At 42.6% G+C, this 17,244-nt stretch carries 16 protein-coding genes; 4 read left to right on the top strand and 12 right to left on the bottom strand.

Annotation, left to right across the window (positions count from 1 at the left end; translation table 11 throughout):
- Positions 1–36: 36 nt before the first annotated feature.
- The 4 genes from ACRWP9_RS06980 to ACRWP9_RS06965 all read right to left on the bottom strand — a co-directional run bounded on the left by ACRWP9_RS06980 (position 37) and on the right by ACRWP9_RS06965 (position 3,724).
- Entirely contained in the window at positions 37–750 is a 714-nt protein-coding gene (locus ACRWP9_RS06980) for a ZIP family metal transporter (RefSeq protein ID WP_434928514.1), read from the bottom strand.
- Positions 751–806: 56 nt separating this feature from the next.
- Entirely contained in the window at positions 807–1,655 is an 849-nt protein-coding gene (locus ACRWP9_RS06975) for a sulfurtransferase (protein ID WP_434928513.1), read from the bottom strand.
- Positions 1,648–2,097 (bottom strand): VanZ family protein, encoded by a 450-nt coding sequence (locus tag ACRWP9_RS06970; RefSeq protein ID WP_434928512.1) that lies wholly within the window; start codon positions 2,095–2,097, stop codon positions 1,648–1,650. Before ACRWP9_RS06970 ends, ACRWP9_RS06975 begins: the two co-directional genes overlap by 8 nt.
- A 130-nt stretch (positions 2,098–2,227) precedes the next feature.
- The gene (locus ACRWP9_RS06965) at positions 2,228–3,724 is read right to left on the bottom strand and encodes an aldehyde dehydrogenase (protein WP_434928511.1); all 1,497 of its coding nucleotides are present in this window, start codon (positions 3,722–3,724) and stop codon (positions 2,228–2,230) included.
- Positions 3,725–4,016: 292 nt separating this feature from the next.
- Between ACRWP9_RS06965 and ACRWP9_RS06960 the strand changes: the two genes are divergently transcribed.
- From ACRWP9_RS06960 to ACRWP9_RS06945, 4 genes are all read left to right on the top strand, one after another.
- Positions 4,017–5,366 carry an aspartate aminotransferase family protein gene (locus tag ACRWP9_RS06960; RefSeq protein WP_434928510.1) on the top strand — a complete coding sequence of 450 codons (1,350 nt, stop codon included), beginning with the start codon at positions 4,017–4,019 and terminating at the stop codon, positions 5,364–5,366.
- 103 nt (positions 5,367–5,469) lie between these two features.
- Positions 5,470–6,966, top strand: a complete 1,497-nt coding sequence (locus tag ACRWP9_RS06955) for a CoA-acylating methylmalonate-semialdehyde dehydrogenase (RefSeq protein ID WP_434928509.1) — start codon at positions 5,470–5,472, stop codon at positions 6,964–6,966.
- 16 nt (positions 6,967–6,982) lie between these two features.
- Entirely contained in the window at positions 6,983–7,348 is a 366-nt protein-coding gene (locus ACRWP9_RS06950; RefSeq protein ID WP_434928508.1) for a cupin domain-containing protein, read from the top strand.
- A gap of 232 nt (positions 7,349–7,580) precedes the next feature.
- Complete coding sequence (locus ACRWP9_RS06945; RefSeq protein ID WP_434928507.1) at positions 7,581–8,303, top strand: TorF family putative porin; 723 nt, start codon at positions 7,581–7,583, stop codon at positions 8,301–8,303.
- An 82-nt stretch (positions 8,304–8,385) separates the two neighbouring features.
- Here ACRWP9_RS06945 and ACRWP9_RS06940 read toward each other — a convergent pair whose 3' ends face one another.
- The 8 genes from ACRWP9_RS06940 to ACRWP9_RS06905 all read right to left on the bottom strand — a co-directional run bounded on the left by ACRWP9_RS06940 (position 8,386) and on the right by ACRWP9_RS06905 (position 17,178).
- A complete protein-coding gene (locus ACRWP9_RS06940; RefSeq protein WP_434928506.1) occupies positions 8,386–9,684 on the bottom strand; it encodes a glutamate-5-semialdehyde dehydrogenase in 1,299 nt (432 codons plus the stop codon).
- Positions 9,674–10,804: a glutamate 5-kinase gene (gene proB / locus ACRWP9_RS06935; RefSeq protein ID WP_434928505.1), complete on the bottom strand. Its 1,131-nt coding sequence runs from the start codon at positions 10,802–10,804 to the stop codon at positions 9,674–9,676. The genes ACRWP9_RS06940 and proB overlap by 11 nt, the downstream gene beginning before the upstream one ends.
- Before the next feature lie 179 nt (positions 10,805–10,983).
- Positions 10,984–12,273 (bottom strand): NCS2 family permease, encoded by a 1,290-nt coding sequence (locus ACRWP9_RS06930; RefSeq protein ID WP_434928504.1) that lies wholly within the window; start codon positions 12,271–12,273, stop codon positions 10,984–10,986.
- Between the two features lie 1,252 nt (positions 12,274–13,525).
- Complete coding sequence (locus ACRWP9_RS06925; protein ID WP_434927065.1) at positions 13,526–15,064, bottom strand: transposase; 1,539 nt, start codon at positions 15,062–15,064, stop codon at positions 13,526–13,528.
- Between the two features lie 221 nt (positions 15,065–15,285).
- Positions 15,286–15,642, bottom strand: a complete 357-nt coding sequence (locus tag ACRWP9_RS06920) for a DUF2750 domain-containing protein (protein WP_273698289.1) — start codon at positions 15,640–15,642, stop codon at positions 15,286–15,288.
- A 26-nt stretch (positions 15,643–15,668) separates the two neighbouring features.
- Entirely contained in the window at positions 15,669–16,013 is a 345-nt protein-coding gene (locus ACRWP9_RS06915) for an energy transducer TonB (protein ID WP_182723794.1), read from the bottom strand.
- A gap of 116 nt (positions 16,014–16,129) precedes the next feature.
- Positions 16,130–16,612 carry an SMI1/KNR4 family protein gene (locus tag ACRWP9_RS06910; protein WP_434928503.1) on the bottom strand — a complete coding sequence of 161 codons (483 nt, stop codon included), beginning with the start codon at positions 16,610–16,612 and terminating at the stop codon, positions 16,130–16,132.
- A gap of 86 nt (positions 16,613–16,698) precedes the next feature.
- Complete coding sequence (locus tag ACRWP9_RS06905; protein ID WP_434928502.1) at positions 16,699–17,178, bottom strand: hypothetical protein; 480 nt, start codon at positions 17,176–17,178, stop codon at positions 16,699–16,701.
- Positions 17,179–17,244 lie beyond the last annotated feature (66 nt).

The following is a 17,244-nucleotide window of genomic DNA, read 5'->3' as shown; positions in this document are numbered from 1 at the left end:
TATCCTAATCAACAGCCCATAACCTAGCATAGACGGCTATTGCGTCATGATATAACCGACCATACCCAGCCCAAAACCAAGTACTGCTCCGCAGGGTGGAAACCAATGTTGCTCTAACTTTACTTGGGGAGCAATATCTTGAAATACCGAATAAAGAATACCGCCTGAGGCAAATATCATTATTACTCCAATAACCTCAGGTTGGTCCGCTAACCAAACATAACCAATAATGCCTGCAATAGGCCCAAACAAAGCAATTAGTGCAAAAATGCCTATCAATAACCTAGGCTTAAAACGATTATGTTGGTTTAACTCTCGATAAGCATTAAACCCTTCTGGTAAATTTTGTAATCCAATTAATGCTGCTAATAAAAAGGCCGTTTTACTGCCGGTAGCCAATGCAGCGCCTAAAGCAATAGATTCAGGAATAAAATCCGCCAGCATGGCACTTAATTGACTGGCTGGGGTATTGATTTTAACCAGTAAAATATCTAACAACATGAACGCTAAAGCGCCTAGCCCAAAAAACAGAACTGCCAATGGGAGTGATAATACCTCAACACTTTCAGGCACTAACACCAAACCAACTGCAGATAACAGTGCACCGCCACCAAAGGCCATCACGCCGTGGCGAAACTCCTGTTGCAACCAATCAGACTTGATGTGCTCCATCTGAGCGATAACCGCACCAAGTGGCATAGCCAACCCTGCTAGTAAAGTAACACCCACCACGATCAATACATCAGACATAGCCTTCACTTCTTTATGACATTGTTTTTACGAGCTTTATATAAAATGCTTGTGTATTACGCTACGGGTAAATGGTCACTTGCCCCCCATTCAGCCCACGAGCCGTCATACAATATCGACTGTTGATGACCTGCCACCGTAGATGCAAGTATCAAAATACAAGCTGTAATACCTGAACCGCAGCTAAAAATACGCTGCTGGGCGTGATTTTCATCAAGCTGATTAAAAATCATTTGCAGCTCTGTCGAAGGCTTTAATTTTATTCCATCAAGCACCTGCGCAAAAGGCAGATTGACCGAATAAGGTATATGGCCACTTCTAACACCCGCCCTAGGCTCTGGCGCTGTGCCATCGAAACGAGATGCTGCCCTGGCATCAAACACCAGCGAGCCACTTTGAGCCACTGGGTACTCACTAACAATAGCCAGCAAGCTAGCAGAGTCACACACCAACTCAGTGTGTTGCTGAGCTTTTACATTACCGACTAAGCTGGCGGTTAAGTACTGATTGGCTGTCGGTAGGTTTTCAGCCATCCATTGTGGTAAGCCACCATCAAGCACAAATACCTTATCAAACCCCATCACCTTAAAAGTCCACCAGGCCCGCGGCGAAGAATAAATGCCTTGGTTATCATAAATCACCACGGTACTGTCCTGATTAATGCCTAACTTACGTGCTGCGTGGGTGAATTGTTCTGCGGTTGGCATAGCATGGGACATCTGTGAGTCGTGATTAAAGAAGTCTTGCTCTAGCCCCATATTAATCGCGTTCGGTATGCACGTTAACCTGTCATATATTAACGGCTCTTTACCTAATACCACCGCCATACTGGCATCAAGCAAAATAACGTTCTTATCATCTAGATGCTCAACTAACCAGGCTGTTGAAACAGTTGAATTACTCATTATTTTCTCCTTGATACAAAGATTGCACATATTTATGCGTTAACCAGGTAAAGTAGCTAAATACCATTATGCCTACGCCATCAGCCGCTAAATCGGCTATGTCTAATGTCCGACGGGGAATAAAACCCTGACTTATTTCCTCCACCAGCACGAATAATGCGACTAAGCAGCTGCCAAGATAAAGCGATAACGAACCTAATCGAATGGTCTTAAATTGTAAGGTGAGATTGGCTAGATAGGTTAATACCCCAAATAGTAAACAATGACCAACTTTATCGCCATAGGGAATATGTTTGACGATGTCGAAGAAAATACTGCTGCCACCAGTGTTAGCTAAGTATATGACCCAAATAATGAATCCTAAAAATGTAGCCATGGTTATAGTAGCTAAAAGATAAAAACGTTGTTTAAGCATTAGCGTCACTTCCTGTGTGTTGTTCAATGCCATCCTAATATACTTTTAAGATATTCTTACGATACTTTTTGATGAATTTCACTTAATAAAAAAGCCCTATGACTGATTATCATAGGGCTTTGTCGCAACTAAGTTTGCTCAGGACTTATCACGTTGATTATAAAACAATCCAAGTTGCTTTGATTTCAGTATATTTATCAAATGCGTGTAATGACTTATCGCGGCCATTACCCGACTGTTTATAACCGCCAAATGGCGCAGTCATATCACCACCATCATAATGGTTAATCCACACCATACCGCTACGTAATGCTTTGGCGGTTTTATGCGCTTTAGAAAGATTCGATGTCCATACACCCGCGGCTAAACCATAAATGGTGTCATTGGCAATTTCAATCGCTTGTTCCATGCCGTCAAACTCAATCACTGACAGCACAGGCCCAAAAATCTCTTCACTGGCAATCGTCATTTTATTATTTACACCAGAAAAAATAGTCGGCTGCAGATACACGCCGCCCGTTTCTGCCATAACCTGCTTACCACCTTGCACTAAGGTGGCACCTTCATCTTCACCCGCTTTAATGTAATCCAACACATTGTTCATTTGCTGTTCATCAACCATGGCGCCAGTAACGGTTTCAGGATCTAACGGATGACCAGGCTGCCAAGATTTTAACTCTTCGGCGATCAATTTTATCAGTTCATCTTTAATACCTGACTCAACCAATAAACGCGATCCCGCGGTACATACTTCACCTTGGTTAAAGGCAATGGCCGATGCAGCAGCTTGTGCTGCGGCTTTTAAATCCGGCGCATCATTAAATACTATGTTAGGACTTTTGCCACCCGCCTCTAACCAAACGCGTTTCATGTTTGATTGCCCTGCGTAAATCATCAGTTGTTTAGCAATTTTAGTTGAACCTGTGAACACCAAAGTATCAACATCCATATGTAAAGCTAATGCTGTACCAACAGTGTGCCCTAAGCCTGGCAACACGTTTAACACGCCTTTAGGAATACCTGCATCTAACGCTAGTTGTGCCATTCTTATTGCTGTTAACGGAGATTTTTCTGAGGGCTTTAATATGACACTGTTGCCCGTTGCTAACGCAGGGCCTAATTTCCAGCACGCCATGATCATTGGGAAATTCCAAGGCACAATAGCAGCAACAACGCCAACGGGCTCACGGGTAATCATGCCTATTTCATTATGGGCTGTGGGGGCAATTTCATCATAAATTTTGTCTATGGCTTCACCACACCAGCGGATCGCACGGGCAGCGCCCGCAACATCAACCGATTTAGCAAACTGAATTGGCTTACCCATATCTAAGGTTTCTAACAGCGCTAACTCATCTGCATTTTGCTCTAATAAGTCGGCAAAACGGATCATAATGGCTTTACGTTTTACTGGCGCTAATTGTGACCATGTACCCGCTTCAAAAACAGCTTTGCCATTGGCAACCGCTTTATTGGCGTCAATGTAATCACAACTAGCCACTTTAACTAATAATCGACCATCAATTGGGCTAATACAATCAAATGTTTCACCTGAATGTGCTGCTTGGTATTCACCATTAATCATGGCATTGCCATTAATAGTGATACTTTTTGCGAGTTGTTCCCATTCGCTACGATTTGTTGGAGAGCTCATTGTTACCTCGTCATTCTATATATGCATGTGTAGCTAAATGACATAAAAAAATTGCCAAACAACCTAACTTTAATTACACGCTGTAATCGATGCTTCAAATTATGCTTAACCGCAAAAGATTTCAATATATTTTACAAAAATGTCCAATTTACTTTAATTTTTTACTAAAAATGCTTCCGTGTTCGTTATATTTGATATAACGTAGCAAATATTGACCACCTGTAGATTTATTGATCATATACAAAGGCCTCCTAATGAGTCATATGGAGTGCTCAAGCACAAGGATTTAGTAATGCAACAAACGTCGCCTCAATCAACGAATGCTCAAACATCAACACCAGAAATGGCCAACTACTGGATGCCTTTTACTGCCAATAAGCAGTTTAAAGCCAATCCAAGAATATTGACTCATGCTGAAGGAATGTATTACACCGACGATCATGGTCAAGCCATACTCGATGGTACTGCGGGGTTATGGTGTTGCAACGCCGGTCACGGGCGCAAAAAAATATCCGAAGCGGTCAGCAAACAAATAACTCAAATGGATTACGCCCCCTCATTTCAGGTAAGTCATCCTTTGGCATTTGAACTGGCGAACAAAATTGCAGAGTTAAGTCCTGTTGGGCTAGATAAAGTCTTTTTTACTAATTCAGGTTCTGAGTCAGTAGATACCGCTTTAAAAATGGCTTTGTGTTATCACCGCGCAAATGGCCAGCCTTCACGCACTCGCTTTATCGGCCGAGAACTCGGTTATCACGGTGTCGGTTTTGGCGGTATTTCTGTTGGTGGTATTGGCAATAATCGTAAAACCTTTAGTGGTCAGTTATTGCAAGGTGTAGATCACCTGCCCCATACCTTAGACATCCACAATAATGCGTTTTCTCGAGGTCTGCCTAAACATGGTATCGAAAAAGCGGAAGTTTTAGAGCAGCTTGTCACCTTACACGGTGCAGAAAATATTGCCGCAGTGATTGTTGAGCCCATGTCTGGATCGGCTGGGGTTATTTTACCGCCAGAGGGTTATTTAAAACGTCTACGAGAAATTACTCAAAAGCACGGCATTCTATTAATTTTTGATGAAGTAATCACCGGATTTGGCCGACTAGGGGCTGCTTTTGCCAGTCAATTTTGGCAGGTCACACCCGACATCATTACTACTGCTAAAGCGATTAATAACGGCGCTATTCCAATGGGTGCTGTCATTGTCAGTAACACCCTTCATGACACTTGCATGCAAGGTCCTGATAATATGATCGAATTTTTCCATGGTTATACCTATTCAGGCCATCCTGTTGCGGCGGCATCCGCTTTAGCAACACTAGATATTTACCAACAAGAAAATCTTTTTCAGCGCGCTAAAGACTTAAGCCAGTATTTTGAAGATGCAGTACACAGCTTAAAAGGCCTGCCTAATATTATCGACATACGCAATATTGGGCTCGTCGCTGGGATCCAGTTTTCCCCCAGTGAGAAAGGCATAGGGAAGCGCGGTTATGAAATTTTTGATCGCTGTTTTAGACAAGGCACGTTAATCAGGGCGACGGGCGATATCTTAGCCTTATCACCTCCGTTAATTGTCGAAAAATCTCAAATTGATGACATGGTAAACAGCCTGACTGATGCGATACATGCGGTTGGTTAGTTAAATTTAACACTAGCAATCCATGCTCTATCAAAAAAATGCTAATTCAGTAACTTATTTAAATTCAATATTCACTTTAATCTATTAATGTAAAAGGTTTTTTATGCTCACTCTATCTCATTATGTCAATGGCAAGCACACACAAGCAAGCAAACGCCAACAGCCGATTTTTGAACCTGCCAATGGTGAATTACGTGGTCATGTATCATTAGCGTGTGAGCAAGAAGTCAGCGATGCCATTCAAATAGCAAAACAGGCGTATCAAACTTGGTCACAGGTTACCCCGCTCAATCGCGCCCGGGTATTGTTCAAATTCAAAGCGTTAATGGAGCAAAACATTGACGAGCTGGCCGAGTTAATTACCCGTGAACATGGCAAAGTGTTAGATGATGCTAAAGGCGAATTAGTCCGCGGATTAGAAGTCGTCGAATTTGCCTGTGGTATTCCGCATTTACTCAAAGGCGAACATACTCAACAAGTGGGTGGCGGCGTTGATGCTTGGACAGTTAACCAGTCTTTAGGTGTGGTTGCCGGTATTGCGCCGTTTAACTTTCCCGTGATGGTACCGATGTGGATGTTTCCTATTGCCATTGCTTGCGGTAATACTTTCATCATGAAACCATCTGAGAAAGATCCAAGCTCCGTGCTGCGTATGGCTGAATTACTTACCGAAGCAGGCTTGCCTGATGGAGTGTTTAACGTAGTAAATGGCGATAAAGAAGCCGTTGATACCCTACTGACTCATCCAGATGTTCAAGCGATAAGTTTTGTCGGCTCGACCCCAATCGCCGAATATATTTACAGCACAGCATCGGCGCACGGTAAACGCGTACAGGCCCTTGGCGGCGCTAAAAACCATATGCTATTAATGCCAGATGCTGATTTAGACCAAGCGGTTAAAGCCCTTATGGGGGCCGCTTATGGCAGTGCGGGGGAACGCTGCATGGCCATTTCAGTCGTGTTAGCGGTTGGCAATAGCGGCGATAAATTAGTTGAAGCCCTGCTCCCTCAAATTGAAAAGCTAAAAATTGGTAACGGTTTAACGCCTGAAATGGATATGGGGCCATTAATTTCAGCTCAGCACCTACAAAAAGTACGCGACTATGTTGAACAAGGCGTTGCTGAAGGGGCAACACTGATTGCCGATGGCAGAAGTTTATCGGTAAAAGATCAGCAACAGGGTTACTTTTTAGGTGCGTGCTTGTTCGATAACGTCACCCCAGAGATGACCATATATCAACAAGAAATTTTTGGCCCTGTTTTAGCGATTGTTCGCGTAAAAGATTATGCGCAGGCGCTTAATCTGATTAACAAACACGAGTTTGGTAATGGCACCGCCATCTTTACTCAAAATGGTGAAGTGGCAAGACACTTCTGCCACCATGTTGAAGTCGGTATGGTTGGGGTTAACGTGCCGATTCCTGTGCCAATGGCATTTCATAGTTTTGGTGGCTGGAAGCGTTCACTGTTTGGCCCTCTGCATATGCATGGACCTGATGGAGTTCGTTTTTACACTAAACGTAAAGCCATTACCGCAAGATGGCCAAAAGCCGCTGTGGTTAGTGAAGGTTCGGCCTTTATTATGCCAACGATGAACTAAGAATTGGTGAGTTTAAATGACTAAATTGATTAACGATATACAAAGCTTTGCGACCTCTTCGGCAGGAATAGATAAATATCATCTTGCTGATGAAAAAAGACTGCAAGGCAACCCATTACAGAGCGTGCAAAACCATTATGCCAGTCCTTGTTCGCAATTCAATGTTGGCATATGGCAAAGCGAAGCTGGATGTTGGAATGTGCAATATACCGAACATGAATACTGTGACATTCTTGAAGGCACTAGCGTAATTACTGATGCTAATGGCGCCAAATTGACGGTTACTGTCGGCGATAAGTTTGTTATTCCAGCAGGTTTCATTGGGACTTGGGAGGTGATTGGCCAGTGTAAAAAAGTGTATGTCATCTTTGAAGCACAATAAGCACCGATTCAGGGTTAGCATAGCTAACCCTGTAAAATATATCTTGCAAAAAATGTTAAAATGATTCACAAATAATACCCGACTACGGTCATAAAAATACCAGACTAAGGTGATGATTTACCTGTAACACCTGCCACGGAGTATAAAACCAAAACATGTGTTTTTGGTAAAGTTGGCACCACCAGTTTTGCCCTACAAAACTGAGTATATAACTATAAATGGAGAAGATATCGTGTCTAAAACATTCACAAAAACCAGACTAGCGCTATTGGCCGGCCTTACCCTTTCTGCTTCCGTGCTTTCAGGTTCTGTAATGGCTGAATTTTCAGGTGAAGTGTCACTTACAAATGACTATCGCTTCCGTGGAGTGTCACAAACTGCTGGCGACCCAGCCCTGCAAGCAGGCGTAGATTGGAGTGCTGAAAACGGCTTCTTCGTAGGCGCATGGGCAAGTAACGTCGACTTTGATGAAGAAGGTTATAATGGCCCAGATATCGAGTTAGATATCTATGCCGGTTACTACGGTGAAATTGATGACAATACTAGCTGGGACGTCACACTTTACCGTTACAACTACCCTGGTGATAGTGAACTCGACTATTTAGAAGCCACTGTAGGTTTAGATTTTAGCGGTTTTAGAGCAGCTTATTGGTATACCAATGATTACGGTGGCAGTGATTTAGACTTACATTACATGGAGCTAAACTACGGCTGGGAATTCACTGAAAACTGGAGCTTAGATGCTCATTACGGTTATAACTTTGGTGATGCTTTAGATGATGGCGAAGGTTTTGATAGCTACTCTGATTACTCTGTCGGCGTATCGACTGAAGTGGCAGGGTTTGGACTGTCACTGGCTTATTTAATGACAGATCTAGACGGCGATTATGCTGTTGATGATGGTATATTCAAAACTAAAGACACTTTCCTTGCGTCTGTAAGCTACGCATTCTAGAACAGAACAACTGCTTTATAAAAAAGCTTACTCAATTGAGTAAGCTTTTTTTCATCTATACTTTACATCGAGCTAAAGTGAGTTATTTACGACTGGTATAATCACCCCATGCTAGCCACTTATACGTAGTTAACGCATCTAATGCCATAGGCCCACGGGCATGTAATTTTTGGGTACTGACCGCCACTTCGGCGCCTAAACCAAATTGAGATCCATCGGTAAAACGAGTACTGGCGTTAACATACACAGCCGCTGAATCGACTTGATTCATAAAGTAACTGGCAGCATGAATATCGTCGGTTAAAATGGCTTCAGAATGGCCACTTGAATATTGACGAATATGGCTAATGGCCCCATCAATATTATCAACCACTTTAATGCCCAAGGTTAATGATAACCACTCAGTTGAAAACGACTCATCATCAGCGGCGCTGACATCAAAACCTAACCCCTCTAAATAGCCTTGAGCTTGATCGCAAGCGTAAAACCTCACCCCAAGACTGTGTAAATGGGCTGCTATTTTAGGCACAAAATCACTGGCGATCGCTTGGTCAACTAATAAGGTATCAAGGGCGTTACACACGGTTGGCCGTTGCACTTTCGCGTTGGCGATAACATCTATAGCACGACTTAAATCAGCACTTTTATCTACCAATAAATGACAAATACCAATACCGCCAAGAATAACTGGAATACTTGACTGCTCAGCGCATAAACGCTGTAAAGTATGACCACCGCGAGGAATGATCATATCGACATATTTATCTAGGCGCAGTAGGCCGCTAACAATGGCCCGCTCTGGCGAATCAATTAGCTGAACCGCGCCTTCAGGCAAGTTCAAGCTAGTTAATGCACCGCGGATCACTTCACTCAATACTTTATTTGATTCAATGGTTTCTTTACCACCACGTAAAATAACCGCATTACCGGTTTTTAAAGCAAGCACAGCAATATCGACAGTCACATTAGGACGGGCTTCATAAATGACTCCCACCACACCTAAAGGTACACTGCGCTGAGTCAGTCGCAATCCATTATCAAGCAACTGACTTGCAGCTTCTTTTCCTATTGGGTCGGCTAACGCAATCACATTATCAATATCGCCAATAATGCCCGCTAAGCGACCTTCATCAAGCATTAAGCGATCGATCATCGCATCAGTTAAACCATTAGCTTTAGCGGCGATAACATCTTTAGCATTGGCGGCTAAAATAACCTCTGCATGCTCAGCTAAGCTTTGGCTAATGGTTTGTAAAAGGTGATTTTTTTGTTTAGCCGATAAAGTGGCCAGGATAAAACTGGCGGCTTTAGCTTGCTGACCTAAATTAATCAGATACTCATTAACTTGATCTTGTTTTACTGACGCTTGATTAGCTGACATGTACTGTTTCCTTGTTTTCTAATACCACCATATCATTGCGATGAACCGCGGCATCACCATAGTCATAACCTAAAATAGCTTCGATCTCGTTTGAATGCTTACCGCAAATTTTACGTAAATCGGCGGCGCAATATCGACTGATCCCTTTACCCAGTACTTTTGCCTGAGCATTAACAATTAACACGGTTGCGCCACGCTCAAAATCACCTTCAATACGAGCAATGCCTTTAGACAATAAGCTGCGACCACTTTCGATAACAGCAGTAGCAGCGCCCTGATCAATATACAGTTTCCCCTGACTAGCCGGGCCGGCCAAAATCCATTGTTTACGGCTTTCAAGTGGCGTATCTATGGCACTAAAATGTGTCCCTACAGACTCTCGCAATGCCACTTTATTGATCACATCAGGATGATGGCCAGAAGCGATAACCACCTCAATTCCCGCACGTCTGGCAATATCAGCAGCTTCAAGTTTTGTTGCCATACCGCCCGTGCCTAAACCGGAAACCGAACCGCCCGCTAACAAACGTAAACTGTCGTCAATATTGACCACCTGTTTGATTAACTGTGCATCGGGGTTAGTACGTGGGTCGGCATCAAACAGACCTTTTTGATCGGTCAGCAAAATCAATAAATCAGCATCACAAAGTAATGCGGCGCGCGCCGATAAATTATCATTGTCGCCGACCTTAATCTCATTGGTTGCTACGGCATCATTTTCATTAATGATCGGAATAATATTGTTATCGAGTAACGCATTTAAGGTATCGCGGGCATTCAAATAGCGTTCGCGGTCTTGCAGATCGGCCCGTGTCAGCAGCAATTGCCCCACGTGTAAACCGTACAAACTAAACAGTTGTGACCAGGCGAGAATTAACTGGCTTTGCCCTACCGCGGCAAGCAGTTGTTTATGCGCCATGGTATCGGGCAAAATGGGGTATTGCAGATGTTCACGTCCCGCAGCAATAGCGCCTGAAGTGCATAACACCACTTCAACACCCGATTTCATTAAATAAGCCATTTGTCTGGCCAACTCAACCATATGTGCTTTATCTAATTTTTTGCTGCCAGAAGTCAGTACACTGGTGCCTAACTTCACTACCACGCGGCGATAACCCATTTAAGCTTCTCTCAAATTTGATTGATAAATAGTACGAGCTATTTTTATACCCAATTCGCTACAAAATTCCTAGATAAAGCTGCATTTGAATCGGCTTAAATGAATTTAATTCGAGATAAGCAATAAAAAAGGGCTATGCATTGCATAACCCTTAATTAAACAGCGCGAATCTACTGAAATTAACCGTAAATAAACTTCACCAGAAATAAAATGGCTATAAATATCACACCGGCATTTAAGTCTTTAAATCGACCTGTTAATAGTTTTATCACTAAATAAGAGATAAACCCAAAACCGATAGCATTCGCAATAGAGAACGTCAGCGGCATTAATAAACAGGTTACCACTACCGGAGCCGCTTCAGTCAGGTCATCCCAATCAACATTCACAAGACCAGACATCATCAAAATAGCGACATAAAATAGCGCACCCGATGTAGCGTAGGCTGGCACCATACCCGCTAATGGCGAAATAAATAATGCCGCTAAAAATAAAATGCCGACGACCACAGCGGTTAAGCCTGTACGACCACCTGCACTCACACCCGCAGTACTTTCAATATAACTGGTGGTAGTAGATGTACCTAACATGGCACCGGTAATGGTGGCAACACTGTCTGCCGTTAAGGCGCGTTTAACTCGTGGTAAACGGCCTTTATCATCTAAGAAACCACCCCGTTGAGCCACAGCAACCAAGGTGCCTGAGGTATCGAATAAATCGACAAACAAGAAGGCAAAAATCACTGAAATCATGCTAATTTCTAAGACGCTGGAAATATCCATTTTCATGAATGTCGGCATAATAGAAGGAGGTACTGACACTAAGCCATTGTATTGCACATCACCAAATAGCAACCCTAATACAGTCACTATCATAATGCTGAGAATAACCGCCGCTTTCCAGCCACGGTGCACCATAGCAATGATCAGAAAGAACCCAAGTGATGCCATCACAGCCGGAAACGACGTGATATCGCCCATAGTCACTAAGGTAGCAGGGCTTGCCACCACAATACCGGCACTTTTTAAGCCGATTAAGGCTAAAAATAACCCGATACCCGCGGCAATACCAAACCGTAACGACATTGGAATACTGTTAACAATCCACTCACGAATTTTGACTAGAGACAACACCAAGAAACAGACACCCGACATAAACACAGCGCCTAGTGCGGTTTCCCAACTATAACCCATCTCACCGACCACAGTGTAAGTGAAGAAGGCATTTAGCCCCATCCCCGGTGCTAACGCGATTGGGTAATTTGCTAACAACCCCATGATTAAACAACCAATTGCAGCAGCTAAACAGGTTGCGACGAATACCGCGCCATGATCCATTCCTGCATCTGCAAGCATCATTGGGTTAACAAAAATAATATAAGCCATGGTTAAAAAGGTCGTTAAACCCGCAACCACTTCTTGCTTTAACGAGGTATTGTTTTGTTTTAGTTTAAATAGTTTTTCTAGCATAGAACTCGTTACCTTGGGTGTAGGGTTAATTAATGTTTTTATTATTTTGAGCCGATCCGATAACTGACCCCGAATGCTCAAAGGAGGGAGATTATATCCTGTAGCATGTCATAAAATCTTACTTTAGATACAAAAACACCTGATAAAGCCTGAAAACAGACTTTTCATATCAGATTAATCAAAGTGGTTAATTGCTGACTGTAGAGCAGGAGTTAACGCGTTTCTGAACAGAAATTGGGGTGGAAGGTTTGTTTTTATAAAAGTTTGCCCTGATCAGACTAAATTCATAAGCTGCAATCACTCTGGTGAGCGTAACTAGTCCAATACTTCATGGGTACTTATTGCCTGCCGCAGGCTTATGTGCAGATAATCCAGCGAGACGCCACAAGCACATCCATGTGGGCTTAACCAAAACATCCATGTTTTGGATACTCGCTGGCTCATCTGCACCCGAATTTATATCTCTTCGATTTAGCTTCATTTGTGATTGTAGTAAAAGTTAAATCAGAACAAGAGTTAACTCGTTTTTGGACAAAATTGGTTTAAATGTAACTCCATGTACAAATGATCCAGCGAGACGCCGCAGCACGTCCATGTGGGCTTAACCAAAACGTCCTGTTTTGGATACTCGCTGGCTCATCTGCACCCGCATTATTATCTCTTCGATTTAGCTTCATTGATGGCTGTGGTAACACAAGAGCTAACTCGGAACTGAACAAAAGCAGGGTTGGAAGATTTGTTTTTATAAAAGTTTGCCCTAACCAGACTAAATTTTAAAACTCAGTTAAATTTTCATTGGCGTCAAAGGTTGACTACAAGTGCAGATAATCCAGCGAGACGCCGCAAGCACCTCCATGTGGGCTTAACCAAAACATCCTTGTTTTGGATACTCGCTGACTCATCTGCACCCGCATTATTATCTCTTCGATTTAGCTTTATTTGTGATTGTAGTAAAAGCTAAATCAGAACAAGAGTTAACTCGTTTTTGGACAAAAATGAGCTAGAACCAAACTCTAAAAATGACGACTAGTGTTAGGAAAAGTATGGGAATCGAATATTCGATAACGAGCCTGTAGAATTACTCGTTTTTAAATTCATTTTGATTAATGAACAAACAATATCTGAGTTTCTATTTTGATTCAATTATTTAGTGGTGTTTAGATTACTATTTAACATGCTGATGTATTGTTATTTTTAGAGGGAGTATAAGGCAGGTTTGGTGAGTTTTTGAGGTGAAAAGGGCTTACCCTTCTTAGTGCATCACGTGTTGCAGCTTTTCTATGTTGTGAACAAGGCAATACAGTTGCCACTGGGCATTAACTTTGACTTGGCCGCGTAAGGTCAATTTATTCATCCCTTTGTTGACCGTAATATTGCCAAACACAGGCTCAATGCAACCCAGTCGTTTGCTATATTGCCGCCGCCCCATCGGGCTATCTATTTTCACTTTCATCTTGTCGGTGTAACTCAGCTTTTTCCGTGAGGCATCATTTTTAAACTGCACTTGCCGCCCCGTTTTTATCGGCGGTTTTCGCATGCATTGCTGTTGCAGCGGACAGATTTTGCAATCTTTTAAATAACCACAGAATCGGGTGTATTCTTGGTTATAGCTTTTGACATTGATGCCGCTTCGCCACATCTCATTGCCTGCGGGACATCGGCAGGTTTGTGTTGCTTCATTATAATGAAAGTCATCACAGGTAAACAATCTTGGCTTGCCGTTACGTCGTTTTAATCTGCGCTTTTCTTGCTCGGTTTCGTAAGTTTCACTTTCTTTAAACAACGGGTTTCGTTTTCTAAATTGGTTATCTGCGATGTAGGTATCAAAGCCACTTTGCGCCATAAATGCCAGATTAGCTTCGCTGTTGAACCCGCTGTCTGCGGTGAATTTTATGGTGTGTTCGTTTGAGGGGTTATCGATATTGAGCTTTTCGAGTTGTTGTTTTAATTGCGTGACCGCGGGCTGAAGCGTTTGTTGTTCACCGACCGAACCCCACGTTTGTGCTTGTAAAATAATTTGATGTTTATCATCGTTTATCGCAATACCATTGTAACCTTGAATGGTGCCTTTGGATGTGGTCATCTTTGCGCTGTCAGGGTCGGTTATATTGCTTTTTACAGGATTGCCTTGACTGCCTATTTTTTCTTGGTGTGTCGCGAGGAATGCCGTTATTTTGTCCGCACTTTTATCCAACTTTTCTTTTTGTTTTAAGTCTTGTGTGACTAACTCTTCACTTAGGCCATCTTGCGCTTGATGACGTTCAATAATCCGTTTGCTTGCCCGCGCTAATTTCGTTTTTTTACGGCCGAGTTCATCGAATGTACCACTCCATTCTTTGCTCGCATTTGACTTTAACTTACAACCATCGATGGCAAACATATTGCGGCCAATTAGCCCTTCCTCATCACAAATCAGCAGCACTTGAGTAAATAAGGGTTCTATTTGTTCGTGCATTTTAGCCACGAAACCCGCTATCGATGTGTAATGTGGCTGTACATCACCCGACACGCTCATGAACAAAATATTGTTTTCACACGCCTTAGCAATGCGTCGACTGCTAATTAAACCATGCGCATACCCGAGTAAAATAATCTTCAACATCACAGCCGGTGAATACGCTGCAGCACCCGCTTTATCATTGTGATACCAAGCATCAAACCCCGATAAATCGAGTTTATTTTCGATAATATAACAAAGGGCATATTCAAATGTACCAGGCAGAATTTGCTCTGAAAAATTGATGGGGATGAATTTACTTTGGCAGGATAAGTCAGGTTTGTAGTTCGCCATGGCAATTTACTGTAGGTGAATAATATCTATTAGATCACAGACACCGACACGCCACAAGTTCAAAAAACAACCAATTAACTTTATTTGTAAATAGACGTTAAAAACGGCTCTTGGGGAGAAATTCTACAGCCTCAACGCTTTAAACAGCGGAAAGACCGAGCGCTTTGGCCGTTGTTTGGCCTGCGAGGGATTTCCCGATGATTTAACTTGTTAGGAGACATTTACCAAAATGCCTCAACTTGACTGATTAGAGTTTCAACGGATATGTCTGCACCCACCAGTTTTTTACCACTTAAATTCACCCCCACAACCCTATGTTTTTGATTAATGAGTGGTACGAATAATTCTTTAAATTCAGTCCATTTAACTCCTCGTGGCTCGACACTAGAAAGTAAACCTGGGTTCAGTTTTTTTAACCGAAGGATTCTAGATTTTGATGACCATACGGGAAATGAAACAGAATCATTGGGCAAGTCAAATTCTAACAGTGTGTCATTTGGTAGTGTTCCAAACCAGACGATTTGCGTATTCGCTACTTCCTCGTAGAATTTATTAGCTTGCGCCACTCCTGAACTCACTTTGTCTCCTAACGCCCTATTATACGTCATTTACGCTGAAAATAAAACGTTGCACTATTAACAACTTTTACGTTATTCCCATCAATAGTTGCAGGTGTAAACAGCCACAGTTGAATAGCCTTTAGCGTTTCTTCTTGTAGCTCTTTGGGATAGGCATCAACTATTTTTGCACCTTCCACTTTACCTGATTTGTTTACGGTAAACTCCACCGTAGCAAAGCCATCAAGGTTAGCTTTGTTTTTAGGCCATATTTTTAACTCTAACACTTCATTGATCTTGGGAGCGAAAACAAGATTACCTTCATTTGGCATTGAATCAGTCGCAATTGCTATAGAGGAGAAAGCAAAAATAAACGCAAATACAAACTTCATTGAATCCTCCATGACGTATAACGCCAAGTTAACCTGCCGGTTGTTTGGTTTTGTGGTAGCGTAAGCGTGAAGCCACAAAATCAAACGACGCAGCGGAGGTCAGGTTGAACTTTTTGTTATGAGCCATATGTTTCGGCCCACAAATCATTTCCAGCTAACCAGCCCTCCAGCCATTCATTTAACGAATTTTTATGCTGGATAAATTGTTGCTCCATAGGCTCTCCGATTTCCCTCATGTTTGGATCGAACCAAATTACCGGCCCCCCTTCTTTAGTTGAATCAAAGCAGGAATAAATGGCACAGCCCCAATGGCAAAAAGGGACCAAACCCTTAGGCCATTGCCACTCGGGGTCTTCTGGGTCAGAACTACCCAAGATGGTGTACAGTTCTGAAATAGAATCACCTTCGTCAGATGTATGGCCACCTTTAACACCCAGTATTTTATACCCAGGGCCGATGCCACCATTGGCGACTTTCAGATAAATATCTTTCAGTTCGGGAGGCAGAGGAAAACCCAGCTCCTTCTCTGCAAGCTCGACAGAATCTAAGCTTGCCGGTGTGCCGCCTTCCTTACTTTTAATTCTTTCAATTAGGTCCATGGAGCTTATTCCTTGGTAGCTCATAACGCCCACATTTGCGGCTGGTTTGGAGCGCAGCGGAAAACCAGTCCGACAACATGCGCTTGTTAGTGTTTTTTTGCATACTTGGAAACCCAAACTTTGCAAGCTTCAATAATGCCTTGGTTTATTTCATCAACCGTACAGCAATCAGCGTAGTACCAGCCAATCATTTGCTCTATGCATAGACTATCTCCGAGATAGTCTTTTGTTTTACTGTAATAATCATAATTATCAATTTCATCGAGTAACTTTCGAAAATGCACAGAGGGTGTTACTTTGCCCGAGGCAATTATTAGCACATGATGTTCGACTAGTTCTCTTGCTGCTTCTTCTAATGTTGGAATTAAAACACCTTTTTCTTTTAGGTATTTTTCGAAAAGCACTGAGATACTTAACCATACTTTTGGCTCGCAATCTAATATTTCAAGAAAGACATCCGACCAAATGCCTTTATCCAATTGAGAGTTAACATACTCAAGGATGTCATTAGTGTGCAGTATTCCTGCTGCATATTTAAGTGCCAAAAATTCTTCTTCGGTGCTCATGGTTTGTAACACTAACGCCGCCAGCATGCGCGGCTTTGTAGTGAAGGCGAAGCCGCAGCGGAAAAG

It is taken from the genome of Shewanella sp. HL-SH2 (genome assembly GCF_051164935.1).
Lineage (GTDB): Bacteria > Pseudomonadota > Gammaproteobacteria > Enterobacterales > Shewanellaceae > Shewanella > Shewanella glacialimarina.
The sequence above is the reverse complement of the archived record's forward strand: the minus strand, read 5'-3'. Positions and strand labels throughout refer to the sequence as shown.